Genomic DNA, 25,868 nt, shown 5'->3' with positions numbered 1-25,868 from the left:
CCGGGAATTTCCTGCCCACCTTGGAACCCAGTCTCTGATCGCGCCCGCTGGATTTAAAGCGAAGCCGCACGTGCAAGTTACTCCCTGCGAAACAGCTTCCACTTGGTGGGCCGGAACGCGATTCGGGTGCGATCAGCCAACGAAGCGCGCTCGGGCGACAACTCGATTTCGACCGAAGACCGTTCCTTGCCTATTTCCAATTCCAAATGGCGCGTGCCCGCCACGCGGCGGCTCGCCGTCACGCGGCCGGCGAGACAGCCAGCGGGGCCGTCGATAAGCTCGACGTCGTGCGGGCGAAAGAAGAGGGTTGCCGGTCCATCGGCTTCGTTTGCTGCGCGTAATCCGATCGGCCTGTCCTCGAACCAGACCTCGTTGGCAGCCACTGTGACGCTCAAGCAGTTCGATTGGCCAATGAAACCGTAGACGAAGGGCGAGACCGGGTCGTCATAGATCTCGTCCGGCGTGCCCACCTGCTCAATCACGCCTTTGCTCATCACAACGACGCGATCGGCAAGCTCGAGCGCTTCTTCCTGATCGTGGGTGACGAAGACCGTCGTGTAGCCGGTGCGGTCGTGAATTTCGCGCAGCCAGCGGCGGAGCTCCTTGCGCACCTGCGCGTCGAGCGCGCCGAAGGGTTCATCGAGCAGCAGCACGCTCGGTTCGACCGCCATAGCACGAGCCAGCGCCACCCGCTGACGTTGGCCACCGGAAAGTTGGGCCGGATAGCGTTTTTCGAGATCAATGAGTTGCACCAGCTCAAGCAGGTCGAGTGCACGACGGCGAATCTCCGGGGCCGGCGGCCGCCGGTTGCTGGGCCGTACCTTCAGCCCGAAGGAGACGTTGTCGAGCACCGTCATGTGGCGGAACAGGGCGTAGTGCTGGAACACGAAGCCGATGTTTCGCTGCTGCACCGTCTTGGTGGACGCATCCTCGTCGCCAAAGAAGATCATGCCTTCTGTCGGGCTCTCGAGCCCGGCGATGAGCCGGAGCAGTGTCGTCTTGCCTGACCCAGAGGGGCCGAGCAGCGCGATCAATTCGCCGGAGCGGATGTCGAGGGTCACATCAACGAGCGCCGGAAAGCGGCCGAATTCCTTGCGTAGGTTCTGGACGCGGACTTCCATGAATGTCTGGTCCCTTCGATGCCTTCGGCCAATCGCCTCGCGGTAGCGAAGCTCGTCGCTCGGCTGCCGACCGGCATGAATCCTATCGACCCGGCTTGTAGATCTGGTCGAAGATCCCGCCAGTGCCGAAGAATTTCGCCTGAGCTTCCTTCCAACCGCCGAATTCGTCAATCGTGACCAGCTTGAGATCGGCGAAGCGGGCAATGTCATCGGGATTGGCAAGTTCTGGCTTGTAGGGTCGGTAGTAATGTTTGGCGACGATCTTCTGCCCGATATCGGTGTAGAGATAGTTTAGGTAGGCTTCCGCCACCTTTCGGGTGCCCTTTCTATCGACATTGCCATCGATGAGCGCCACCGGCGGTTCGGCCTTGATCGAAATCGACGGCGTGACGATCTCGAATTTGTCTGGGCCGAGTTCCTCGAGCGCGAGATAGGCTTCATTCTCCCAGGCGAGCAGCACGTCGCCAAAACCGCGCTGGACGAAGGTGGTCATCGCTCCCCACGCGCCGGTGTCGAGAACGAGAACGCGCTTGAACAGTTGCGCCACATATTCCTGCGCCTTGGCCTCGTCGCCGTTGTTGGCAGCACGTGCCCAGGCCCAAGCCGCGAGGAAGTTCCAGCGGGCGCCGCCCGAGGTCTTCGGATTCGGCGTGATGACCTGGATGCCTTCCTTCGTCAGGTCACCCCAATCCTTGATGGCTTTCGGATTGCCCTTGCGGACCAGAAAGACGATCGTCGAGGTATAAGGGGCGCTGTTGTTTTCGAGCCGCTTCTTCCAGTCGGCCGGGATCTTGCCGGTCGCCTTAGCAACGGCGTCGATATCGGCTTCGAGCGCCAGCGTCACCACATCGGCTTCGAGGCCGTCGATCACCAACCGCGCTTGCTTACCGGAACCGCCGTGTGACATATCGATCGTCACCGTCTCGCCCGTCTCCGCCTCCCACTTCTCGGCGAAGGCGGCATTGAATTCCCTGTAGAGCTTACGCGTCGAATCAAAGGACACGTTCAGGATCGTCGTGTCGGCGAGAGCGGAGCCGATTAAGCCAATCTGCAGAGCGCCGACCAAAAGAGCTCGTCTCACGAGTCCGGCAAGCCTATCCGTTCTCATCTCGATCTCCATGTTTGGCCCGAAGAAACTACGCCCCAAACGCTGGATAGGGAAAGCAGAGATGAGGGCGGTTTGCCGCGCATGTCCGCGATCAACAACGTGCGCATGTCCTTAAGAGCAAGAACCATCTTTCTCGCCGTGATGATTTCAGGCGAAAAATCACCGGCATGTTAATTCGCCAAATTCCTTTAGTCGAAAATTGGCTTTTGCCCCACGTGGACGGCGCGGGCGGGACTCAATATGGACAGCCTAAAGAACTGGAAAGAAGCTCCAGAACGGCCCGTGCTCACGTTCCCGTTGCTGTTCAGTCCGAACAACTGGACCGCTTTCGTCGTGATTCTCCGTTTGTGCGGGCCTGTTCTCGGCGCGGAGTTCATTCGCACCGGCTTTCAGGCGCCAGGGGGCGAAGAGATCGAAAGAAAAGTTCACCATACCGAGCGGCATTTGTCATTCCTCCCGTTTCGGACGCCGAACAGCGTCGCCCATTCTGATTGTTCGTGGCTATCCACCAAGCGCGAAATACCGCCCATCGCGGTAAACCAATGAACCACGATTGCCGAAGCGAATACCGACCACGCGGCCAAGCACGATCGCATGGCTGTGCCGTTCGATGAGCTCCTCGACTTCGCAATCGATGGCCGCCGCCGCATTCTCCAGAACCGGCGCTCCGCTCTCGAGGCGGATCCATTCAGCGCCGTGGTAACGTTCCGCCCCCTTCAGCCCGCCGAGACCGGCGAACTGGTTGGCAAGTGTTTCGTGGTCGTGTCCCACCACATTGACGCAGAAATGGCCATATCGCTCGACGACCGGCAATGTTGAGGCAGAACGGTTAAGGGTGACGATCATGCGCGGCGGATCGATCGAAAGGGCGGTCGCCGACGTGACCGTCGCTCCAGTCCGAGTCTCGCCCTCCCCGGCCGTTATGATGCTGACTCCACCGCCAAGGGCGCGCAAAGCACGCTTCAGGCCCTCGGCATCGACGTGGTGATTGCCGGGGTGGCTGGTGGTCGCCTCGACATCGAATGCGCGCACAGAAGGTTGGACGGACATCTCAATCACTCCTCTGTTGGGTATGAATTTCACTGCATTGCTAGCTCTGCCGCGCTATATCGCGACCGATCAGGAAACACGGTCATGCCTGCGATTGCCGGGGCGAGCGGCTTTGCGCCCGATTGGTCTTCAGGGCAGGGAAAATTAAGAACCCGCCACAACCCTCAAATTGCCGCCGTGACCGCCGCCGCCGAACACCTGGTGCTCGCCAAAGGTCGAACGGATCTGGTTGCGCGGGGGGCCGAGGCCGATCTCCGGGAAGAGCAATTCCGAGACGCGATAGGCTTCCTCAAGATGCGGGTAGCCGGAGGCGATGACCGTATCGATGCCGAGATCCTGATACTCCCTCAGACGCGTGGCGACCGTCTTCGGCGAACCGACGAGCGCGGTCCCCGCACCTGAACGAACGAGCCCGATGCCGGCCCAGAGGTTCGGCGCCACCTCGAGTTTGTCGCGCCGGCCGCCGTGAAGGGCCAGCATGCGCGCCTGTCCGACGGAATCGGAATTCTTCGCAAATCCCTCTTGCGCGGCGGCGATCGTCTCGTCAGAGAGCTTGGAAATCAGCCGGTCGGCGGCGGCCCAGGCGTCCTCATCGGTCTCGCGCACAATGAAGTGCAGGCGGATACCGAAGGTCACCTTACGGCCTTTGTCGGCCGCGGCCTTGCGGACCTTGGCGATTTTGTCGCCGACCTGATCGGGCGTCTCGCCCCAGGTCAGGTACTTGTCGACCAGGCCTGCCGAAAACTCGATCGCTGCATCGGACGATCCGCCGAAATAGAGCGGCGGGCGCGGCTCCTGAACCGGCGGGAACCCGAGCTGTGCGTTATACGCCTTGATATATTTGCCATCGAGCTGGCTCTTGCCGGTCTCAAGGAGCTGGTTGAAGACCTGGAAAAACTCGTCGGCATGCGCATAACGCTCGTCATGGGGCAGGAAGACGCCGTCGCCGGCGAGCTCCTGCGCACTTCCGCCCGCAACGATGTTGAGCAGAAGACGCCCGTTCGAGACGCGGTCGAGCGTCGAGGCCAGTCGCGCGTAATAGGCGGGCGAAGCGATACCTGGGCGGACCGCCACCAGGAACTTCAGCTTCTCGGTGAAGGCCGCGAGATTGGCGGCAAGAATGAAGGATTCCTCGCACGCGACCCCCGTCGGGATGAGCACGGCGGAATAGCCGAGGCGGTCCACAGCCGTCGCGATCTCACGAAAATAGCCCGGATCGGAGGGTCGGCTCAGGTCATCGGATCCGAGATAGGCGCCGTCCCCCGAGGAAGGAATGAACCAAAGGAAATCGAGAGGGTTGTCTGTCGTGGGCATGGTCGTCCTTTCAAGGCGGCGTACTTCTCATCTTTGGCCGTCAGGCTGATATCGGTCGATCATCAGCTTCTGTAAGATGGCGAGGCGATGGAATTCATCCGCGAGAGCTTGCTGGAGCCGCAGCGAGAACGATGATAATGTATTCTATGGTTTTACTAAGGAAATATATTCCAAAGAGTTCGCATTAGCGGGACAATATCCCTCATCCTCGGAGTAGAGACGCGAACGGCCTTTCTGCCGCCTCGCCACGCGCGCCATACCGGCTGTTCTTGCCGCCCTTCAGCTTGACTGAAAGGAGCGTTGCAATTTGCTCAGCCACGAAAACGGCATGCTCGGTCACCTGCGGGAGACCCATCAATTCGCCGAAGGTACCACGCGCTAGCGGCCCTGCGATGAACAGGCTTCGTTCCACGTTACCGCCGGCACCGACGGCCCGGGAGTGGAGATCGCAGGCAATGCCCAGCCCGGTTTCACAAGCGGTAAGCACGCCCGCCTCTTCCAGTGCGGCGAGGAAAGGCTGAGACCTCAGGATCTGAGTATGCGCCGGACCTGTGGTGACGACGACCGCGTCCACGGCGACGCGCCGCGGCGCGTCGCCGCCTCGTGCTTTGAGCTCGATCGCGGTCCCCTCGCCCTCAATCGCCGCTGATAGAACCGAGGCCGCCAGAATTTCGAGCCTGCCGCATTCAACCGCCCGGTTCAGCACCCCCTCGACCTGTGGCGCTATCCGGAAACGGTGAACGTCCCAATGGGCGCGTGCTAAGCGGGCGATGCGCCGGCGCTCGACGATCGGCAGGGCCTGCCAGATCTCTTGTCCCTGCGCCCGCACGGCGTCGATGACCGGATGCCAGGTCAGGCCTTGCTCGCCGGCGAGCCGCAGCGTCCGGCGAATATGGCGAAAAAGCTCGGATGCGCGGGGGATCGGCTCGCTGACGAAGTCGCCGAACGGGTCCTCAGCCACCTTCGGATGACCGCGGGAGCGCAAGCCGCGCCGCGAAATCGAGATGACTGGTCCATGATGGCCGCGTTCATCAAGCGCCGCGATCACGTCCGCCGACGTCAACCCATTGCCGACGACGAGGATCCGGTCGGTGGGCGCGACGATGTCGAGCGCATTGGCTTTTGTCGGATCTGCGACGAGCTTGGGGTGCGCCAGGAGCGGTCGCAAGGCCTTGGGCAGCGACGGCGCCGGATGACTGACCGCGAGAACGACGACATCGGCGACAACCGCCTCGACATCCTCAGCGAGGATCATCCATCCTTCACCGGTGCGCTTTACATCGGTGACCCGCTTGCGCCGGTGTTCGATCGCCCCGCTTGAGAGCAGGGGCGCGATCTCCGCTGCGACATAGTCGCCGAAGACGGATCTTCGCGGAAAGGGGATCCCTTCAGCAGTGTAGGCCGCCGGATCGTCGGCGCGCGTACCGGAGCGGGCGATATAGTTTGCAAAACTTTCCGGATCGTCCGGATAGAGGCTCATTCTGTAGGCCGGCACATTGATGCGATGGGCCGGCTCGGTCGTATCGTAGGCAAGCCCGGCGCCGAGCCTCTCACGTGGTTCGAAGACGACGATCCGCACGTCCTTCCCCTCGGTGAGACCGCGTGCCAGGTGCAGCGCGACCGCGGCGCCGCTGAACCCGCCGCCGATGATCGCGACAATCGCCGATCCGAATTTTCCCATGCCGCACTCCTGCAATTGCACCGGTGAGACACCGGCAGCGAACGACGCCGACCGCCCCGCGGGTGCTGACAAGACTGAGGGGCAAATGAATGCCCGTCAGCGTGCCGGTCCGTATGCAAACCCGGCCGGATCTCAGATTGCGCCGTGTCGCGGGGGCAACAGGCCGTTCAGGTAGTAGTTGCCGATATGGTGGTATTTCCATCGCACCGGATCATGTAGCGAATGGGTGCGGGCATTGCGCCAGTAGCGATCGAGGCCATAGCTTTCGAGCGTCGAGCGCGCGCCGCCGAGTTCGATCAGCTTCGTCGCCGCAAGCTCAGCGACTTCCGTTGCGAGCGCCTTGATCTCGGCAACGGCGATCGATGCCGCCGCAACGGTCTCGTGCGTCGGATCTGCCGCGGCAACATCGAGAAGCCGGCCGGCCCGGGCGAGCAGCGCGTCAGCCGCGTGCACGCGGATGGCAACGTCGCCAACCGCGTGGATCGTGTGTGGATCCTCGTAACCTTGCTCGATCGAAAGCTCGAAGAAGGGCCGCGCATGCGCCCGCACATAGGAGATCGTCTCGGCGAGCGCGCCGCGGGCGAGCCCGACCTGGACGGCCGAGTGGATGATCTGGGCAAAGGGTCCCATCGGCGTCGGCCGCTCGAAGACGATATCGTGATCGACCACTTGGAACCGCGTCATCTCCACGTCATCAAAGGTGACTGTGCCGCTACCGGTCGAGCGCTGGCCGAACGAGGTCCAGTCGTCGACGAGATTGAGCCCGGGCGTTGCCCGGTCGATGAAGACGAGATGCACCCGGCCGTTCTCATCCCTCGCGACGGCAACGATGATGTGGGCGAAAAGCGAGCCGGTCGAATAGAACTTCTGGCCATTGAGCAATAGCCTACCGTCCCGCTCTCGAAAACTCGTCTTGAAATCGACGGGCGTCTTCGTGCCGATCTCGGTGAAGGCGTTGCCGAGGCGGTCTCCATCGAGGATGCGCTCGAAGAAATACTTCTTCTGCTCCTCGTTTCCGGCGAGCCTCAGCGCCTCCACCATGTAGAAATGGTTCTGCGGGATCTGCCCAATGCTTGAATCGGCGGCGGAAATGATCGCCGTCACCTCGGCAAGCGTAACGGCCGACACCCCCGCGCCGCCATAGGCTTTCGGCACCGTGATCGCCCAGAGACCGGACTGCGAGAAGCGCTCGATCTCCGGGATCGGCAGTCGCCGCTCGCGGTCGCGCTCGGCGGCGCCTGTGGCAAACTCGCGGGCGAGCTCGTGGGCGACCGCGATCGCCGCGTCATCGTCCTTGATGCGGTGCGCCTTCGCCCGGCGCGGCGGAATATGCGGCGCCGGGCGCCCGGCAACGAGCGCCGCCTCCCGATGCAGTCTGCGATCGTTCTCACTCATCGGCGCGCCTCAGTTCCAGGCGTGGCGCGGCGGGTGCACGCCGTTCAGATAGTAGTTGCCGACGTGGTAGAACTTCCAGCGCACCGGATCGTGCAGCGTGTGGACGCGGGCGTTGCGCCAGTGCCGGTCGAGATTGTGCTCGTCGAGCGTCGAGCGCGTGCCGGCAAGCTCAAACAGCTTGTTGGTCGCGAGAATGGCGATTTCCGTCGTCAGTACCTTGGACTCGCCGGTCTTGATCGTCGCCTCGGAGACCGTCTCGAGCGTCGGGTGCACTTTTGCCGCGTCGATGCTCCGGCCGGCGATCTCGAGCAGCGCCTCGGCGGCGTGCAGCTTGATCTTCAGGTCACCGACGGCGGCGATCGTGAACAGGTCGTCACCGGCGGTTTCCTTGCCGCTGTCGATCCACGGACGGCTGTGATTCCTGACGAAGGCGATCGTGTCCTCGATCGCGCCGCGGGCAATGCCGGCGTCGATCGCCGACTGGATGATCTGCGACACCGGACCGCCAACCGTCGGATGGTCGAAGGACGTCACCCGAACCGCGCGAGCGCGCGGCACGCGGACGTTGTCGATCTTCACCGAGCCAGAGGCCGTCGTCCGTTGGCCGAAGCTCGACCAGTTGTTGGTAACCGTCAGGCCGGGAGCGTCGCGATCGGCAAAGACCAGGTAACCCTGCCCGTTCTCGTCGACCGCGACGATCGGCACGACATGCGCAAGCAGCGCGCCGGTCGTATAGAACTTCTCGCCATTGACGATCGCGTCGTCGCCATCGAAGGCGACCTTGGTCTCGAAGGCCGCCACGGTCTTGCTTTTCAGTTCGGAGAAGGCATTGCCGTAGCGGATGCCCTCAAGCGCCCAGGAGAAAAACAGCTTCTTCTGTTCCTCGGTCCCGTCGAGATCGACGGTCGCGATGATGGCGAGATGGTTCTGGGTGATCTGGGCGATCGCCGGATCGGCGGCGGCAATCGTCGCGATCACCCGGGCAAGCGTCGCATAGGAGACCTCCGGGCCGCCATAGGCCTTCGGCACGTTGATGCTCCAGAGGCCGCTCTCAGAATACTCGTCCAGCTCGGCGATCGGCAGCAGGCCCTCCCGGTCCCTGAGCGCCGCTCCGGCCTTGAACTTTTCCGCCAGTCGTTCGGCGATTTCCAGCGCCTCGGCATCGCTCCTGATGATGCGGGCCGGTGTGACGGGCTTCGGACGCGGTGCCACCGGATCGCTCGAGTTCACGCGGGGATGCACTGAATGGTCAATTTGCGCGCTTGGAAGAGTGCCCATGGTCTGATTGCTCCCTGGAGAAGAGTGAGGTTAGCTGCCGGTGGCAAGCAGCGCTTCGCCGCGCTTGACGGCTTCGATGTCGCGGTAGCGCGCGCCAGGATGCGGGGCCTCGAGGCGCGGGCCGCGGCCGAAGAGCTTTTCGCGCAACGTGCCGGGACGGTATTCGCGCGGATAGACGCCGCGCTTCTGCAACTCGGGAACGAGATAGCCGACGATGTCCTCGAAGGTCTCGGGCGTCACCGCATAGGCGAGGTTGAAGCCGTCGACGCCGGTCTCCTCCACCCACTGCTGCAACTCGTCCGCAACGGTAGAGGCAGAGCCGACGACGACCGGCCCCATGCCGCCCACCCCGCCCCATTCGGCGAGCTCGCGAATGGTCCAGCGCTGGTTCGGATCACCCTCGGAAAGGCTGTCGACGGCGGAATGAATGGCGTTCGTCTCGACCTTGCGCACCAGATCGTCCGGCTCGTAGCGGGAAAAATCGATGCCGGTCCAGCCCGACATGAACACGAGAGACCCGTCATAGGACACGTAGTCGAGATAGTCGCGGAACTTGGCGCGGGCCCTCTCGTCGGTCTCCTCGACGATCACCGTCAGCAGATTGTAGATCTTGAAGCTGTCGGGCGAGCGCCCGGAGGCGAAAGCCCCTGCCCGGATGTCGGCGACGTAATTACGGAGGATTGTTTTCGTCTGCGCGGCCACGAAGACGCATTCGGCGTGCTCGGCCGCAAACTTCTTGCCAGGCCCCGAGGCGCCGGCCTGATAGAGCACCGGCGTGCGCTGCGGCGAGGGCTCCGAGAGGTGATAGCCGGGCACCTCGAAATATTTGCCGCGATGACCGATCTCATGGACCTTCTCGGGGTGGGTGAAGACGCGGGCTTCGCGGTCGCGGACGACGGCGCCATCCTCCCAGGAGCCTTCGAGCAGCTTGTAGATGACCTCCAGATATTCGTGCGCAACGGCGTAGCGGTCGTCATGCTTGCGCAAGCCGCCCTGCCCCACGTTCTTCGCGCCGCTTTCGAGATAGGACGTGACGATGTTCCAGCCGACCCGCCCCTCGGTGTGGTGATCGGCGGTCGCGAGGCGCCTCGCGAAGGTATAGGGATGCTCGAAGGAGATTGAGGCGGTGATGCCGATGCCAAGATGCTCGGTGGCAAGCGCAATAGGGGCGGCGAGTTGCAGCGGATCGTTCACCGGTATCTGCGCCGCCTGATGGATCGCGTGATAGTTGTTTCCCTTGTAAACGTCGTAATAGCCGATGACGTCGGCGATGAAGATGCCGTCGAAGACACCGCGCTCGAGGGTTCGGGCGAGATCCTGCCAATAGTCTAGGTCCTTGTATTTGTAGGATCGGTCGCGGGGATGCGCCCAAAGACCCGGCGACTGGTGGCCAACGCAGTTCATGTCGAAGGCGTTGAAACGAATGGTCTTGCTCATCCGCAGGCTCCGTCGGGTTCGGCCGAGATAGCGATCGCCTCCAGCATCGCAGGTCGGCAGCATATATACAGTTAATCCATCTTTTTAATGTACTTATGTGGGCAATGTTTTTCCGCGGATTGCCGCGTTCGCGAAAAACCGATGTCCAGCGTCGCTGTTTCGAGCATTGCAGCGGCACACCCGCCTACCGCGGTTGCAGCGCGTCCGACCTTCCACGCGGGCGCGGGGAAACAATGTGTCGCATCATCCGTAAGGTCGCCAAGGCTGAATGGCCACGCCTTCGTTGATCTCACCGTCGATAGTTTCGATCATGTGGAAACGCCGATGGTGCTTGGCACCGCGGTTCGAAACGGACGCCAATGAGGGTCGTCACGGCCGCACCCTGTTGAGGGGCAACGCCCGCTCAAGGAAAAATTCGTGCCTCGACCAGTGGCTCGCAGCAGGAAAATCATTCCCTTATAATCCATAAAACCTATAGATTATTTGTATATCTCACTCCCGATTTCCCGCATGATGCAAATGGGCGAAGGCCGACAGAGTGGCCCATCGACCGCGACACCGAAGGACGGGCAATCCGACGCGCGCAAGCATCAACCCCAGATCTGAGGGAGAAATCCATGTACGACAAGATTCTTGGCCAGGCGTATCGTCGCCGCGGCGTGCTGAAATCGCTCGCCGCCGCAGGCACACTGCCCTTCATCGCTCCGCTTGCCTCATCACCGGCAATCTCGGCGAGCAACAAGTTCGCAGGCCGCACCATCAACCTTTTGATCATCCAGCCGCATGTCGTCACCGGCAGGAAAATCGCCGAAGATTTTGAAAAGTTGACCGGCGCCAAGGTCACCGTCACCGCAGTTCCCTATGACCAGGTCAGCGTGAAGGCAACGCTTGATGTGCAATCGGGCGCCAACCAGTTCGATGTCATCGACTACTTCTACACCTACAAGGGCCAACTCGCCGAAGACGGCATCATCGAGGATGTCACCGATCTCATCGAGCGAGACAAGGCCGCAATCCAACCCGAGGATTTCATCCAGACCATTTACGACCAGTACACACTGCACGACGGCCGCCGTTACGGTCTGCCCTATGACGGCGACAGCCATCTCCTGTTTTACAACCGCGAGCTTTTCGACCGCTACGGCTTGAAGGCGCCGAAGACCTGGGACGAGTACAACGAGAACGCCAAGGTGATCACCGAGGCCGAGTCGAAGAATGGTATCTATGGTGCGGCCGTGCGCGGGGCAAAGATCCCGGTGATCGTCCTGTCCACCTATGCCAACCGGCTGACCGGCTTCGGCGGCAACTTCCTCAAAGCCGACGGCACGTCCGCGCTCGACAGCACAGAGGCCGTCGAAGCGCTGAAGTCGCTCATCGCCTCCACGCCCTATGCCCTTCCCACTCCGCTCGAAACCCGCTTCGAGGAAGGCCTGCCCGCCTTTCTCAACGGCAAGGCAGCGCAGATCGACTTCTGGACCGACCTCGGCGGCTATGCTCAGGATCCCAAGGGATCGAAGATCGTCGACAAGTGGGACGTGGCACGCATCCCCGTCGGCGGCGGCAACAAGACGCCGCGTCTGGCCTTCAACGCCGGCTTTGGCTTTGCGATCACCACCGGATCGCAGAACAAGGATGTTGCCTGGGAACTGATCAAGCTTGTCACCAGCAAGGATTATCACGAACAGCTCCTGACGCTCACCGGTTCGGGCATCGACCCGGATCGCCAGTCGGGCTTGAAGTCGGAAAAATTCAGAGCTTTCCAACCGCTCGTGCAGCCGCTGCTCGACGACGGCGCATTGGAAAACAGCCTCGCCTGGCCGACCGCTGTCTACGCGCCGAAGCTCGAAAATGCACTGACCGATGAACTGGCGCTGGCGCTGGCCAGCACCAAGAGCGCTGAACAGGCGATCGCCGATGCCCATCGAGCCTGGACCGAGATCATCGAGACAAACGGCTGACTGCGCGCGGACGCCGTCGCTTGCTCCCTGACTGCGTCCCCACCCTTTCAACGAGGCGATAGATCATGAGCACATCCGTGCCGAAGCGCAGACTCTGCCGCAATGAAGTCGACATCGTAGCCGTTGGCTTTGGGTCTTGGCCCGGACCTGCGGGGGTGATCATTCTGGCACGTGAGCCGACGCCAAACGATAGCTGGATTGAAACAGCGACTGCCGCCCCGCCTGCTGCGAAGTCGACAACGTCGGGGCCGGGGCTTCTCGCAGCCCGGGCAGATCCTGGCGCGACGCCTCCGAACCGCGCGGAGGCAGCATGACCGCCTTCACCGTCGACCTCCCGCGGATCGGCGAAAGCCGCCATTCCCCACGCTCTGCCGTACTCTTGCAGCGCTTCGGCCGAGCTTTGTGGATCGCTCCGGTCCTTCTCGCGTTGGCCGTCACGACACTTTATCCGACCGTCTTCCTGTTGGCGCTCGCCGTGAGCAAAAGCACGCTCGGAAAACCATTCCGCGGCTTTGTCGGCATCAAGCATTTCGCAACGACCCTGCAGGATCCAGTCTTTCTTTCAGCGATCGGAAAGAGCATTGCCTATGCACTTTCGACATCACTGCTGCAGCTCGCGCTCGGGTTCCTGATCGCGCTTCTCTTCACCTCTCTTCTGAAGGCGGGCCGCTTCCTGACGAGCGTCGTGCTTCTTCCACTAATGACGCCGCCGGTCATGGTAGGCGTCGCCTGGAAGCTCATCCTCGCGCCGGCCGGTGGGCTCTTGAATGGCACTCTGATCAGTTATGGGCTTATTTCCCAGCCGATCTCCTTTCTCGGCGATCCGATACTGGCCTGGCTGGCGATCGCCGTCGCCGATCTCTGGCAGTGGACGCCCTTCATCGTCATTCTCTGCTTTGCCGCACTTTCGACAATCCCGGACGGGGTTCACGAGGCGGCGTTGGTCGACGGCGCGAATAGCTGGCAGCGCTTCTGGCACATCACGCTTCCACTCGTCGCCGCGCCACTCTCGTCGATCTATCTGCTGAAGCTCATCCTGTCGTTCAAGCTCTTCGACCTCGTCTACATCCTCACCTTCGGCGGGCCGGGCTTCGCGACGACATCGGCCGGATTTTCGATCTACCGGCGGGCAATCGAGCAGTTCGATGTCGGCCGTGCGGCGGCCGAGACGATCGTCTACGGTCTGGTCATCGGGTTGGCGACGCTCCCGGTCGTCCGCCTCCATCAGCGTTTCGAGAGGCGAGAGATATGAGGCTTGCCGGACGACATCTCTGGCTGGGCCTGGCGACGGCGCCGATCGTCGGCTTCTTCGCCCTGCCCATCCTTTATCTCGTCGCCGTATCCCTGAAAACGAAGGACGATGTGCTGGACGGCCATTTCTTTCCAACGGCGCCGACATTGGCCAACTGGCCGACAGCCTTCGAAGCGGCCAATGTCGTCGGCTTCATCCTGAACTCGGTGGTCGTGTCGCTACTTGCGGGACTGCTCACGATCGTGTTGGGGCTGCCCTCGGCCTATGCGGTCCTGCGGCTCAAGATCGGCGGCAAATGGCTCTCGGATGTGACGCTATCGAGCTACATGGCACCGCCGATCGTGGCGCTCATCCCGCTCTTCTTCCTGCTGAAGGCGACCGGGCTGCTCGACACGCGCGCGGGGCTGGTCCTCATCTACGGCTTCGCCAACGTGCCAGTCGCCTTCTGGCTGCTGACGCCGTTCCTGCGCCGGATACCGGTCGAGATCGAAGAGGCGGCTGCGATGGACGGCGCCGGACCGCTTCGCACGCTTCTGCAGATCGTCGTGCCGATCATTGCGCCCGGGATCGTGGCGACCTTCATCATCGTCACGGTGCTGTCTTACAACGAACTCCTCTTCGCCTCCGCCTTCACCTTCTCTGATGCCACGAGGACATTGCCGGTCGGGATTTCGCTTTTCCAGGGTGACAGGCTGGTGAATTTCGGCCAGATGGCGGCGGCCTCCTTGGCGGGCATCGCCCCGGTCTACCTGATCGCGCTCTTCATGCAGCGCTACCTGGTCAGCGGGCTTGCGCATGGCGCCGTGAAATAGGGCAAAAAGCGGAATGCCTCCGCGACCCCTCGCGTTGCCCTCGGCCTGTGCGATGTTGCGTCTCAAGATTGGCGGAATTCGGCCTGCCAGCCTGTCGCGTCGACAGGACGCGACGCGACGAGGGTGAAGCGGCGATAGAATCGTGTCCGGAGCCTGTTCCTGAGGTCGGCGGTCTTTCGTCGGGCGACGGCGATCTGCCGATGTGAGGGAAAGTGGATATCGTTAAAGCCCGCGGCTTCCACCAGCGGCCCGAGACGCGCAGCGGTCAGTCCCTCGCTGAAGGGCAGCCGCGTCATGATGTTGGCATGTTTCTCACTCATGGCGCCGTCGTAAAAGGGGTCGTGTCCGATGAACGGCTATGCAGCGGACGGCGAAACTCGCAAGTCGCCCCACGTGCGTCGGCTTCGTCCAGTCGCCATCGAAGACCAGCAGCTTCCCACCGGGTTTTATCACTCGGAACCAGTCAGCAAGCGCCTGTTCCGGCTCCGTCAGCGTCCAGACCAGATGCCGGCAGATCACAGCGTCATAGGTCTCGTCCGGCTCCATGGTGCGCTCGGCATCGGCGAGGATGAAGCGCACACACCGGTTGCCGGCATGCTTGGCACGGGCGACCCCAAGCATGGCTTCCGAAAAGTCGAGCGCCGTCACGTCGTGGCCCAGCGAGAGCAGCACGTTCGTCACCTCGCCGGTGCCGCAGGCGAGCTCCAGGACCCTCTTCGGTTCCGGGCCGATTGCGTCGCGCACCGCTGTGGCCCAGGCTTCGAGCTCCGGCCCCGGCGCGATGCGATGGCCGAAAGCCAGTGAAGGTCGCCGAGCGCTTCGACCAGTATGCCCGGATGTCTTCCTTGAGGTCATGGTTGCGCATGTCCATCAGGCTCCCATGGCTGAAAGGTCTTCGAGCCGCACGGCCTTGATCCGCGCCGGCGAACGTCTTGTCAGGAAGCGGATGTGGCAGATGCCCTCGCCATCCTGCTCGATCTCGACGTCAACGCCGAAGACCTCGCGGATGCGGTCTTCGGTAAGGACGTCTTGCGGCCGACCGAGCGCAACGAGCCGACCGGCCTGCATCACCGCGATCCGGTCGCAGAACATGGCAGCGTGGTTGAGATCGTGAAGCGCCGCCACGACCGTCAACGCCTGGCGATGGACCAAGTCAAGGAGGCTTATCTGATGACCGATGTCGAGATGGTTGGTCGGCTCGTCAAGCAGCAGGATTTCCGGCTCCTGTGCAAATGCTCGTGCGATATGCAGGCGCTGACGCTCTCCGCCGGAAAGCGTATGCCAGAGCCGTCCCGCCAGATGGGCCATGTCGACATTTTGAAGCGCCGCCTCGACGATCCGGTCGTCGTCTGGCGACGACGGAGACAATGCGCCGAGATAGGGTGTTCGGCCGAGCTCGACTGCCTGGCGCGCGGTGATCCGTTCGCCCGTCTCGGCCTGTTGCTCGACAAGGGCCAGACGCTGCGCGATCGCACGACGGCCGAGGCTGCCGATCGGCGCCCCGTCGAGAAGCACCGCACCAGACTTTGGCCTGCGGATGGCGGCCAGCAGGGACATGAGGCTCGTTTTGCCAGATCCATTGGGGCCGATGATGCCGAGGAATTCGCCCCGCTGTACAGTCAGCGAAACACCTTTCAGGATCTCCGCTCCGCCGGCGGACCATGAGACATCATCGGCCGAAAGCGTCATCCGCGGGCCCTCCTTTGTCCGAGAATGAGCGCGAAGGCCGGAGCCCCGACGAGCGCTGTGATGACGCCGATTGGCAGCACCTGGCCAGCGATTAGCGTGCGCGACAGAATGTCGGCCACAATCATGAAGACGGCCCCGATCAGAGCGGCGGCCGGAAGCAGCGCGCCGTGGCGCACGCCGACCAGCATGCGGGCGGCATGGGGAATGACGAGCCCGACGAAGCCGATGGAGCCGACGATGGACACCATCACCGCGGTCATCATGGCGGAAACGCCGACGAGCACGACGTAGGTGCGGCGAACCAAAATACCGAGCGAGGCGGCCGACTCCGAACCGAAGGTAAAGGCGTCGAGAGCCCGCGAATGCCAAAGGCAGACTGCCAAGCCGACGACTGATGCCGGAACGGCCAGCCAGGCGTCCGGCCAACGTACGCCTGAAAGATTTCCTAGCAGCCAGAACATGATGCCGCGCGCCTGCTCCGCGGTCGCGGCCTTGGTGACGATGAAGGAGGTGAGCGCGTTGAAGAGCTGCGACCCCGCGACGCCAGCAAGGATGATCGCTGCCGTGCCCCGCCCCGCCCTCACCGCCAGCACGCTGACCAGCACGAATGCGACGATCGCACCGAAGAAGGCGCCGAGCGGCAGGGTGAGCATGCCGGCACCGACGCCGAGGATCGCGACGCTGACGGCACCGGTCGAGGCGCCGGCGGAGATACCTAGGATATATGGATCGGCCAACGGATTGCGCAGCAGCGATTGCAGAACGGCGCCGGAGAGCGCCAGCGCCGCCCCACAAGACGCGGCGACGACCGCGCGACTGAGGCGATAGCTCCAGATGATGCCTTCGTCGATCGGCTCGAGCGGATAGCCGGCATTCCACAACCTGTTCGCAACAGTCTGCGCCACGGTCTTAAGCGGAATAGCCGTCTCACCGATGGCCGCTCCCATCCAGAGCGCGATCAGAAGAATGGCGAGCGCGGCAAAAGCCGCGCCCGTCCGTCCGAGCGATGTCGATGTCCGGCTCACTTGGCGAGCCCGGCTTCGGCGATCGCGTCAGCCAGCGCTTCGATGCCGTCGACCGTGCGGATCGTCGGGTTCATCGCCTGCGCATCCATGTCGAAGACATAGCCGTTCTTGACGGCCGACATCAGGCTGGCGACCGAATCGGCCTTCAGGAATTCGAGTTTGGCTTCCAGACTGTCGAGCGGATAGCGACGGCGCTCCATGGACCCGGCGACGATCACCGTCGGGTCCGCCTTGGCGATGGTTTCCCAACCAACCGTCGGCCATTCGTCGTCCGTCTTGATGATGTTGTCGATGCCGAGCGCCGACATGATGTAGCCCGGCGCACCATTCTTTCCGGCGACGTAAGGATCGGCATCGGCGGCGCTCGAAAACCAGAACACGGCCGAGAGCTTGCCGTTCGCGGAAGCAGCCTTCGCCCGGGCGGCTTCTTCACGCTTCTTCAGGGTCGCCACGACCTCGTCGCCCTTATCCTGCACATCGTAGATCTGAGCCAGTTCGCGGATCTCCTGGTAGACGCGGTCCATCGTGAAGCCCTGGTGGCGCGCGCCGTCGCTGGCGGCGGAGTTTTCCTTGCCCACGCAGTCGGACGGCGAGGTGTAGACCGGGATGCCGAGTTCCTCGAGCTGCTCCGGTTTGGCGACCACGCCTTCCGGCCCGATCTGCCACTGGAACTGCACGGCGACGATGTCGGGCTTCTTGGCGAGCACGCTCTCGAAGCTCGGGTCGTTGTCGGCAAGCCGGTCGATTTTGGCGTTGACCTCCTCGTAGCCCCTCAGCACTGGACCGACCCAGAGCGCGGTGCCGACGACCCTGTCGGCGAGGCCGAGCAGATAAAGGATTTCGGTGCTGCTCTGGCCGATGGAGACGGTCTTTGTCGGCGCCTTCTGGAAAGTGACCTTACGGCCGCAGTTTTCGAGCGTCAGCGGATAGTTGGTCTCGGCTGCCTGCGCCTTACCGGCGAGGGCAACTGGCGCGAGCGCTGCGAAGAGGAAAACCGCACGCAACGACGGCTTGAGAAAAGATGTCATGTACTATCCCCGAATACGGATTGGAAAACCGCGCAAGGCGGCGTGACGATCGGAAGGCGTCAGGCCGTCCGCGAGATCGAACAGTCGTCAGGATACGGGAAAGGCGGCGTCGGTCTGCGCCGCGAGGCGCTTGTGATCTTCATTCAAGGCTCCTGTTCCGGGCATCCCCGCCCGTGACGATGGATCGATATCTGACGGCAGGTCTCCTGGCTCGCGGATATCTGCCGGTCCATCTGCCTTCCCGTGCGGCTCGCACAGTGGCATGGCGCGTCGGCGCCACTAGGATGGACGGCAATCCGCTTACAGTTGCGGGGGCAGCCACGGTCTTGGTCCCTCCTGGGGTCTTCCGCACCGTGTTCCCTATTAATCCCCTCCACCTCCTGGGTAGGGGAACCGTCCCATCCAGATAACGGAGAGGCATTCGCTCCGTCAAGTAGACTGCGACGCCCTGTCGTCGCTCGTGATCAACCGACGGTCCCATCAAACGTCTTATCCTCAAGGCTGATCACCCGCGCCGATATGTTCTCCGCAATGTCGCGGTCGAATTTTCAGACCGGCCCCGTTGCAGAAGCCGAGAACGCATACGCGATGTCGTCTTTCGCGACGTCCTTCATGGCCTTGTGGATCGAGATCTGCATGGTGTCTGCCTGGTGCATCACCAGGATCACCGTTTCCTTCGGCGGGCAGCCCGGCAGATGGCAGGAAAGCTCATTCACCGATACGACCGCCTCGTCGGCCAGATTCAGCACCTCGCGTGCCCAGGCCTTGATCGTCCGGGTTTTGCCGACAATGCCGGGGGTGCCCCGCGTCAGCGGATTGACGAAAGCGTCGTTCATGCCGACCTCCGCGACTTCTTTGCCGAACGCGGCGCCAGCACCGCGAAAAGGTCGCGGATCGACTTCTCCGGCATGTCCTGGCCGATGAGAACGACGCGGCTGCGCCGGTCGTCGTCCGGCCATGTTTCGAGGCGCTGAGGCGGATAGAGCCGGTTCTGGACCGCATGGGCGATCAGCGGCCGATCCGGATCGTCGGTCAGGGCGAACAGGCCCTTCAGCCGCAGGAGCCCAGAGTCGATATTGCTGGTGACGATGTGGAGAAAGGTTTCGACGGACTGCGGCGACAAGGCTACGTCGTGCACCAGGCTGATTGCCTCGATCTCGTCCCCATGCCGGTTCGGGTGATGCGCATGAGCCGGATGTCGGGTAAGCGTCTCCATCGCGAGCCATCCCGGTACATCCTCGGCCTTGCCGGAAATGGAATAGGTGCGATCGCCGAACAGAGCGTGGAGGTCAAATCCAGTCTCATGGCGATCATGGTAGCAAGCCGCCGGATTGAGTTCGTTCAGCTCCGCAGCCCAATCATGCGGACCAGCCGCAAGGTCGGTTTTCGTCAGAACGACATGATCGGCAAAGGCAAGCTGCTTCCAGCCTTCGAGGAAACTGTCGAGGGTTGCGCGACCGTTCATTACGTCGAACACCGTGACGACGCCAGCGAGATAGAAATGACGCGCGACGACATGGTCCCGCAATCCCATGGCCGGCGCGCCGCCCGGAATAAGGCTGTTGATGATGGGAGCCGGATCCGCGAGTCCGGTGGTCTCGATGACCACGCGCGAAACCGAGGGAACCTCCCCTCGCATCCGTGCCTCATGCATTTCGTAGAGGGAGATGCGAATATCGCTGGTCGCCGTGCAGCAGATGCAGCCGGTCGTGGTCTGGAAGTAGGTTTCGGATCCGGTGCGCACGAGGCTGTGATCGATAGCGACCGAACCGAACTCGTTGACGATGACGGTTGTCCCCGCCATCCGGGGATCGGCAAGCACGTCGTTGAGCAGCGTGGTCTTGCCGGAGCCGAGAAATCCCGTCAGCAATGTCACGGGAACGGGATCGTAGAGTCCCTTCATGTCATCCTCCACGATACCACGCACCGCCTTGCGCCGCTTGAACAGGCCACCCATCATGTCTCGATCACATCCGCTTCGTTTGCAGGATTTGGAACAGAGCCTGCCCGGCCCGTGGCCGGGCAGGTTCGGCTGGAGTCAGCTTCCGAGGATTGCGGTCTTCATCGTGTTCACGTTGTGCCGGAACATGTCGATGTAGGTGGATGCCGGACCGTCCGGGCCGGAAAGCGCGTCGGAGTAGAGCGTCCCGCCAATCTTGAGACCGGTCTCCCTGGCGATTTGCTCGACGAGGCGCGGATTGGTGATGTTCTCGACGAAGATTGCCGACGCCTTGTCCTCTTTCACCTGATCGACGAGCTTGGCAACATCGGCGGCGGATGCTTCCGCTTCGGTCGAAACGCCCTCCGGTGCGATAAACTTCAGGCCGTATTCACGCTCGAAATAGCCGAAGGCATCGTGGGAGGTGATGATCGTGCGTTTGCCTTCCGGAATGGATGCGATTGCCGCCTTCACCTCGCTCTGCAATTCGTCAAGCTTCGCAAGATAGGCTTCTGCATTCGCCGTATAAGTCGCGCAGCCGGCCTTGTCGGCCGTGCAGAAAGCGTCGGCGATGTTCTTCACATAGATCTCGGCGTTGTGGATCGATTGCCAGGCGTGCGGGTCGAACTCGCCATGATGGTGGTGGTCGTCGTTGTCATGTTCATGTCCAGTGTCGCCCTCTGCCTTGTCCACGGCCTCATGGTCATGATCGTGCTCACCCTCGGCCCCCTTCTCACCCTCGTGATGGTGATGCTCTTCGGCAGACTTCAGCGGCTCGATACCCTTGCTCACCTCGACAGCGGGCGCCTTGGTGCGGCTCGTCTCGATGAGCCGCGACATGAAGCCTTCGAACTCCAAGCCGTTTACAAGGATGACATCCGCCTGCTCCAGCGAAGCGGCATCTGCCGGTCGAGGTTCGTAGACATGCGCGTCGCCGTCGACCGGCACCAGCGTCGAGAAATCGACCCGATCACCCCCAACGTTCTTCGCGAAATCCGCGATGATGGAAAAACTCGCAATGACTTTCAACTCGGCGGCGGACGCGGTCGAGGCGAGGCCACCAAGCGTCAGCAGGCTGGCATAGGTTGCGAAGCGCAAGGTCCTGAACATGGAGATCTCCTTCTGTTGATCAGGCTGTTTTATGGCGAGCGGAGACGAGGAGGCTTGAAAGCACTCCGCGGCGGCCAACCAGTGCGGAGAAGAGGTAGAAGGCTCCGGCGATGAAGATGATCGCCGGGCCGGAAGGCATCGACGCATGGTAGGAAAGAATGAGACCGCCGACCGAGGATGCGACGGCCATGGCGACTGCGATGAGGCAGAGGCTGCGAACGTTGTTCGACCAGAAGCGCGCCGCCACCGCGGGCAGCATCATCAAGCCGACCGACAGCAGCGTGCCAAGAGCCTGGAACCCGCCGACAAGATTGAGCACGACGAGCACGAGGAACAGGAGATGAACCGGGCCGCCGATCCGGCTCACCGACCGAAGGAAAAGTGGGTCCATGCATTCGGCAACGAGCGCGCGCCAGAAGACAAGAAGAACGACATAAGTGAAAGCAGCGATCGCAACGATGAGGGTCAATGCTGCATCGTTGAGGGCCAAAACAGAGCCGAACAGGACATGCATCAGATCGACGCTCGACCCGCGCCAGGAGACAATCAGAACGCCGACGGCGAGCGAGATCAGGTAGAAGGCGGCCATCGAGGCGTCCTCCTTCTGGATCGTGAACCGCGACACGACGCCGGAGCCGAGCGCGACCAGAAGGCCAACTGCAAGGCCGCCCGCCGTCATCGGAATGATCTCGAGACCGAAAAACAGGAAGCCAAGCGCCGCACCCGGAAGAATGGCGTGCGACATCGCGTCCCCCGTGAGACTCATGCGCCGCAGCATCAGGAAGACACCGACCGGCGCACAGCTCACCGACAGGACCACGGCCCCGAAGAGCGCACGCTGCATGAAGCCATATTGCAGGAAGGGGCCGACAAGATATTCAAACACGGGCGGCGACCTTCTTCTCATGCAAGGCCGAAGCCTCGCTGTGACGGGTATGTTCGGCAGCCGGCAATTGCTCATCGCACCAACCCGCCTTCTCATCCCACGCTTCCTGAAATCCCCTTGCCCGCAGGAGATTCTCAGGCGTCAGGACGTCCACGGTCGCTCCCCAAGCTACCAGCTTCCGTGCGAGCAATATTGTGGTCGGGATGTGCTCACGTACGAGCGCATGATCGTGCAGCACGCACAGCACCGTCCGCCCTTCGGCAACCCAGCCTTTGATCAGTATGACGAGGTCGGAAATTGTCCGGGCATCGACGGCGTTGAAGGGCTCGTCCAGCAGGATGAGATCGGCATCCTGCAGCATAGTGCGGGCAAAGAGCGCCCGTTGCATCTGTCCGCCTGAAAGGCTGTCGAGCGGCCGGGCCTCGAAACCGCTCAATCCGACGGCGGCCAGGCATTCCGACAGGGCGGACCTGTCGCTCCGAGTCAGGCGCCCGAGCAGCCCGCGCCTCTGCCAGAAGCCGAGGGATACCAGGTCCGCCACACGGGCCGGAAAGCTACGATCGAGTTCTGAGAGCTGTGGAAGATAAGCAAGACGGCCGAAGTGCGAGGCGCAGGTACCGCTGATCGGCCTCAGGATACCGGCGATCCCCTTCATCAGCGTCGACTTGCCCGAGCCGTTGGCGCCCACGATCGCCGTCAGGGTGCCGCGTTCAACGACGCCACTTAGGTGGTGGATAGCCGCGTGGCCCTGATAGCCGAGTGTGAGATTTTTGAATTCCAGGCAGATGTCGCTCATCGCGTCCTCGGGGATTGACAGCGACTGCATAGGTAATGTTATTACGTTCGTCAAACGAAATGTTACGTAATAACATTATCTCCGTTCCTGCTGTGGGCCATGACAAACGCGGCAGGCGGTTCGAAAACAGTCAACTTGAGGAGGCCAATCGATGTCGAAGCAGTGCGAACCAACACTCGTCACAGTGCTGACCGGATATCTCGGCGCCGGGAAGACGACGCTTCTCAACCGCATCCTGACGGAGCCACACGGCAAGAAATTCGCGGTGATCGTCAACGAGTTCGGCGAGGTCGGCATCGACAACGACCTGATCGTCGAATCCGACGAGGACGTGTTCGAGATGAACAATGGCTGCATCTGCTGCACCGTGCGCGGCGATCTCATTCGTATCATCGAGGGCCTGATGCGCCGCCGGGACCGGTTCGACGGCATCCTGATCGAAACCACCGGGCTTGCTGATCCCGCTCCGGTGGCGCAGACCTTTTTTGTTGACGAGGACGTCCGGTCGAAGACCCGGCTCGATTCCATCGTGACCGTCGTGGATGCCAAACATCTGCTCGGGGAGATCGACCAGGCGCATGAGGCGCAGGAACAGCTCGCCTTCGCAGACACCATCATCCTCAACAAAACCGATCTGGTGAACGCGGACGAATTGGCGGCCGTGGAGGAGCGTATCCGCCGGATCAATCCAACGGCGAGCATCCTAAAATCGCAGCGCTGCAACGTGGATATCGGCAGCCTGCTGAACCGGAAGGCCTTCGATCTCGAACAGATCCTCGAAGTCGAGCCCAACTTCCTGGAAGAAGAGCATCAGCATGAGCACGACGACCACGTCACGAGCTTCTCGCTGGTCGAGCGCGAGCCGATGGATCCGGCCAAATTCCTGAATTGGCTGCAGACAACCGTCCAGGCGTTCGGCATGGACATGCTTAGAATGAAGGGGATCATCTCCTTCGTCGGAGACGACGACCGCTTCGTCGTTCAGGCCGTCCATATGCTGCTGGAAGGCGATCACCAGCGCCCATGGAAGGATGGTGAGGATCGTGTAACGCGTCTCGTCTTCATCGGCCGGAACCTTCCCAAGGACATCATCAGTGACGGCTTCTTCAAGTGCCGGGCTGTGCGGCAAGCCGCCGAATAGCGCGTGCCAAAGACAAAGTTTTATAACAAAGGAAGGATCCGATGGGACTGTCTCTCAACCGTAACCGACTCAAGGCTGCAGTGGCAGCGACTCTCGTGTTTGCTACGCAAGGCGCCAAGGCAGACGATCACGAAACGGCCGAGGCCTGGCGCCTCTTCGTCGCCGATCACACGCAGCCGGTGGTGCGCGCCATCGACTTTTCGGACGGCAAGGAACTCGCTCGTTACGACCTCAAGGGCTATGCGGCGCTGACGGCGAGCGCGTCGGGGCAGACCGTGTTCGCAACCCAGTCGGACCACGACATCGCCTATGTGATCAAGACCGGCGTTGAATTCTCCGATCATGGCGAACACCGCGATCTCGACATTTCGGATACTGCACTGCTCCCGGTGACCTTCGAGGGCAAACGGCCGTTCCATGTCGTTCCCCATGACGACCATGCGATCCTGTTCTACGACCGCGGCGGCAAGGCCGACATCATCGACGAAGCGGCACTTCTGGAAGGCAAGGCCGAAGTGAGGACCGTCGACACGATCAAGCCGCACCACGGCGTTGCGGTGACCATGGGCCGCTTCGTCCTCGTCTCCGTGCCAAACACGGAAGTCGAGACCAAGCCGGACGAATTGCCGCCACGCATCGGCCTTCGCGTGATCGACGAGAAGGGCGAGCAAGTTGGCGAAGTGGCCAAATGCACCGACCTTCATGGCGAAGCCACATCCGCACGCCTCGTTGCTTTCGGCTGCAAGGAGGGCGTCCTTGTTGCCCGTCCAAGCGGCGTCGACAGCCCCAAGCTGCAGATGCTCCCCTACCCGACGGACTTCCCGAGGGCCCATACCGGCACGCTCCTCGGCGGCAAGGCGATGCAGTTCTTCCTCGGCAACTACGGCGAGGACAAGGTCGTGCTTATCGACCCGGATGCCGAGCAGCCTTATCGGCTGATTGAGCTTCCGACGCGTCGGGTCGATTTCCTGCTCGACCCCGCGACGCCGCGAAACGCCTACATCATGACCGAAGATGGCGATCTGCACGTGCTCGACGTCATCAAGGGCGAGATCATTCGCAAGGCCAAGATCACCGAACCCTACAGCAAGGACGGCCATTGGCGTGACCCGCGTCCGCGGCTGGCAGTTGCCGATGGCCAGATCGCGATCACCGATCCACGGCATTCCCTGGTGCGGGTAATTGATGCGGAAACGCTAAAAGAAACGCGCACGATTGCGGTTGAAGGCCAGCCGTTCTCGATCGTCGCGGTCGGCGGTTCCGGCGCATCCCACTGAGCGAATGATGTCATGGTCGGGAACTGCGGTCGCGGTTCCCGACGATTCAAGAGAAAAGCTCCACCGGAGATGATCATGCCGCAGGCGGTCCATGCCGACGATTTGAAACTGACGAAGAACCAGAGCCTCGTGCTCTCGGTGCTGCAATCGTCCGTGCAGCCGCTCAGCGCATACAGCATTCTGGATCGTGTGCGCGGCCACGGCCTGAGGGCGCCACTCCAAGTCTACCGAGCGCTCGACAAGCTGTTGGAAGCGGGTCGAGTGCATCGTCTCGAAAGCATGAATGCCTTCGTCGTCTGCTGTCATTCGAGACACGGCCAGATCCATCCGCGCGTCACCGCCTTCGAGATCTGCGAAGCCTGCGGCAAGGTCAACGAGTTCCACGACAAAGATCGAGGATGCCCTGATCCGGCACGCGAGGGGCAGCGGGTTTTGCGACGACATCGGCGGATTTTCGATCTACCGGCGGGCGATCGAGCAGTTCGATGTGGGCCGCGCGGCCGCCGAGACGATCGTCAACGGTCTCGTCATCGGGCTGGCGACGCTCCCCGTCGTGCGCCTCCACCAGCAC

22 protein-coding genes, 2 pseudogenes and 1 riboswitch are annotated in these 25,868 nt (G+C 62.2%); of the genes and pseudogenes, 6 read left to right on the top strand and 18 right to left on the bottom strand.

The features are described 5' to 3' along the window. Window positions 1–77: 77 nt before the first annotated feature. The 9 genes from RB548_RS22175 to RB548_RS22135 form a co-directional block, all read right to left on the bottom strand. Window positions 78–1,121, bottom strand: coding sequence for a sulfate/molybdate ABC transporter ATP-binding protein (locus RB548_RS22175; RefSeq protein ID WP_331375222.1), 1,044 nt, complete (start codon window positions 1,119–1,121; stop codon window positions 78–80). An 82-nt stretch (window positions 1,122–1,203) separates the two neighbouring features. After that, on the bottom strand, window positions 1,204–2,229 hold the full coding sequence (locus tag RB548_RS22170) for a sulfate ABC transporter substrate-binding protein (RefSeq protein ID WP_331375221.1): 1,026 nt from the start codon (window positions 2,227–2,229) through the stop codon (window positions 1,204–1,206). A 249-nt stretch (window positions 2,230–2,478) separates the two neighbouring features. Continuing rightward, window positions 2,479–2,673 carry a hypothetical protein gene (locus tag RB548_RS22165; protein ID WP_331375220.1) on the bottom strand — a complete coding sequence of 65 codons (195 nt, stop codon included), beginning with the start codon at window positions 2,671–2,673 and terminating at the stop codon, window positions 2,479–2,481. Between the two features lie 57 nt (window positions 2,674–2,730). Further along, entirely contained in the window at window positions 2,731–3,279 is a 549-nt protein-coding gene (locus tag RB548_RS22160) for a flavin reductase family protein (protein WP_331375219.1), read from the bottom strand. A 144-nt stretch (window positions 3,280–3,423) separates the two neighbouring features. Then, the gene (gene ssuD, locus RB548_RS22155) at window positions 3,424–4,593 is read right to left on the bottom strand and encodes an FMNH2-dependent alkanesulfonate monooxygenase (protein ID WP_331375218.1); all 1,170 of its coding nucleotides are present in this window, start codon (window positions 4,591–4,593) and stop codon (window positions 3,424–3,426) included. A 202-nt stretch (window positions 4,594–4,795) separates the two neighbouring features. Further along, on the bottom strand, window positions 4,796–6,274 hold the full coding sequence (locus RB548_RS22150; RefSeq protein ID WP_331375217.1) for an FAD/NAD(P)-binding protein: 1,479 nt from the start codon (window positions 6,272–6,274) through the stop codon (window positions 4,796–4,798). Window positions 6,275–6,406: 132 nt separating this feature from the next. After that, window positions 6,407–7,669, bottom strand: a complete 1,263-nt coding sequence (locus RB548_RS22145; protein ID WP_331375216.1) for an SfnB family sulfur acquisition oxidoreductase — start codon at window positions 7,667–7,669, stop codon at window positions 6,407–6,409. 9 nt (window positions 7,670–7,678) lie between these two features. After that, the gene (locus tag RB548_RS22140) at window positions 7,679–8,947 is read right to left on the bottom strand and encodes an SfnB family sulfur acquisition oxidoreductase (RefSeq protein WP_331375215.1); all 1,269 of its coding nucleotides are present in this window, start codon (window positions 8,945–8,947) and stop codon (window positions 7,679–7,681) included. Window positions 8,948–8,977: 30 nt separating this feature from the next. Then, entirely contained in the window at window positions 8,978–10,384 is a 1,407-nt protein-coding gene (locus tag RB548_RS22135; protein WP_331375214.1) for an LLM class flavin-dependent oxidoreductase, read from the bottom strand. A 617-nt stretch (window positions 10,385–11,001) separates the two neighbouring features. Between RB548_RS22135 and RB548_RS22130 the strand changes: the two genes are divergently transcribed. The 3 genes from RB548_RS22130 (at window position 11,002) to RB548_RS22120 (ending at window position 14,406) form a co-directional block, all read left to right on the top strand. Further along, a complete protein-coding gene (locus tag RB548_RS22130) occupies window positions 11,002–12,342 on the top strand; it encodes an ABC transporter substrate-binding protein (protein WP_331375213.1) in 1,341 nt (446 codons plus the stop codon). A gap of 310 nt (window positions 12,343–12,652) precedes the next feature. Then, the gene (locus RB548_RS22125) at window positions 12,653–13,594 is read left to right on the top strand and encodes a carbohydrate ABC transporter permease (protein WP_331375212.1); all 942 of its coding nucleotides are present in this window, start codon (window positions 12,653–12,655) and stop codon (window positions 13,592–13,594) included. Next, window positions 13,591–14,406: a carbohydrate ABC transporter permease gene (locus RB548_RS22120; RefSeq protein WP_331375427.1), complete on the top strand. Its 816-nt coding sequence runs from the start codon at window positions 13,591–13,593 to the stop codon at window positions 14,404–14,406. Before RB548_RS22125 ends, RB548_RS22120 begins: the two co-directional genes overlap by 4 nt. Window positions 14,407–14,468: 62 nt before the next feature. Here RB548_RS22120 and RB548_RS22115 read toward each other — a convergent pair. The 9 genes and pseudogenes from RB548_RS22115 to aztA all read right to left on the bottom strand — a co-directional run bounded on the left by RB548_RS22115 (window position 14,469) and on the right by aztA (window position 22,879). Continuing rightward, window positions 14,469–15,277, bottom strand: a pseudogene (locus RB548_RS22115) (class I SAM-dependent methyltransferase). After that, window positions 15,277–16,095 carry an ABC transporter ATP-binding protein gene (locus RB548_RS22110; protein WP_331375426.1) on the bottom strand — a complete coding sequence of 273 codons (819 nt, stop codon included), beginning with the start codon at window positions 16,093–16,095 and terminating at the stop codon, window positions 15,277–15,279. The pseudogene RB548_RS22115 and the gene RB548_RS22110 overlap by 1 nt, the downstream one beginning before the upstream one ends. Beyond that, window positions 16,092–17,042, bottom strand: a complete 951-nt coding sequence (locus RB548_RS22105; protein WP_331375428.1) for a FecCD family ABC transporter permease — start codon at window positions 17,040–17,042, stop codon at window positions 16,092–16,094. Before RB548_RS22105 ends, RB548_RS22110 begins: the two co-directional genes overlap by 4 nt. A 74-nt stretch (window positions 17,043–17,116) precedes the next feature. Further along, window positions 17,117–18,148 (bottom strand): ABC transporter substrate-binding protein, encoded by a 1,032-nt coding sequence (locus RB548_RS22100; RefSeq protein WP_331375425.1) that lies wholly within the window; start codon window positions 18,146–18,148, stop codon window positions 17,117–17,119. A gap of 179 nt (window positions 18,149–18,327) precedes the next feature. Beyond that, window positions 18,328–18,559: riboswitch (cobalamin riboswitch) on the bottom strand. A gap of 137 nt (window positions 18,560–18,696) precedes the next feature. Continuing rightward, complete coding sequence (locus RB548_RS22095) at window positions 18,697–18,984, bottom strand: hypothetical protein (protein ID WP_331375424.1); 288 nt, start codon at window positions 18,982–18,984, stop codon at window positions 18,697–18,699. Then, a complete protein-coding gene (locus tag RB548_RS22090; RefSeq protein WP_408642437.1) occupies window positions 18,981–20,105 on the bottom strand; it encodes a CobW family GTP-binding protein in 1,125 nt (374 codons plus the stop codon). Before RB548_RS22090 ends, RB548_RS22095 begins: the two co-directional genes overlap by 4 nt. Before the next feature lie 81 nt (window positions 20,106–20,186). Further along, on the bottom strand, window positions 20,187–21,197 hold the full coding sequence (gene aztC, locus RB548_RS22085) for a zinc ABC transporter substrate-binding protein AztC (protein WP_331375423.1): 1,011 nt from the start codon (window positions 21,195–21,197) through the stop codon (window positions 20,187–20,189). A 19-nt stretch (window positions 21,198–21,216) separates the two neighbouring features. After that, a complete protein-coding gene (gene aztB, locus RB548_RS22080) occupies window positions 21,217–22,104 on the bottom strand; it encodes a zinc ABC transporter permease AztB (RefSeq protein ID WP_331375422.1) in 888 nt (295 codons plus the stop codon). Next, on the bottom strand, window positions 22,076–22,879 hold the full coding sequence (aztA, locus tag RB548_RS22075; protein ID WP_331375421.1) for a zinc ABC transporter ATP-binding protein AztA: 804 nt from the start codon (window positions 22,877–22,879) through the stop codon (window positions 22,076–22,078). The genes aztB and aztA overlap by 29 nt, the downstream gene beginning before the upstream one ends. Before the next feature lie 151 nt (window positions 22,880–23,030). Between aztA and RB548_RS22070 the strand changes: the two genes are divergently transcribed. The 3 genes and pseudogenes from RB548_RS22070 to RB548_RS32190 form a co-directional block, all read left to right on the top strand. Beyond that, complete coding sequence (locus tag RB548_RS22070; protein ID WP_331375420.1) at window positions 23,031–24,020, top strand: CobW family GTP-binding protein; 990 nt, start codon at window positions 23,031–23,033, stop codon at window positions 24,018–24,020. Window positions 24,021–24,061: 41 nt separating this feature from the next. Further along, window positions 24,062–25,297 carry a zinc metallochaperone AztD gene (aztD, locus tag RB548_RS22065; RefSeq protein WP_331375419.1) on the top strand — a complete coding sequence of 412 codons (1,236 nt, stop codon included), beginning with the start codon at window positions 24,062–24,064 and terminating at the stop codon, window positions 25,295–25,297. Window positions 25,298–25,309: 12 nt separating this feature from the next. Further along, window positions 25,310–25,630 (top strand): annotated as a pseudogene (locus RB548_RS32190) (hypothetical protein); the annotation flags it as partial. Window positions 25,631–25,868: the final 238 nt, after the last annotated feature.

Source organism: Sinorhizobium chiapasense, from assembly GCF_036488675.1.
Lineage (GTDB): Bacteria > Pseudomonadota > Alphaproteobacteria > Rhizobiales > Rhizobiaceae > Sinorhizobium > Sinorhizobium chiapasense.
The sequence above is the reverse complement of the archived record's forward strand: the minus strand, read 5'-3'. Positions and strand labels throughout refer to the sequence as shown.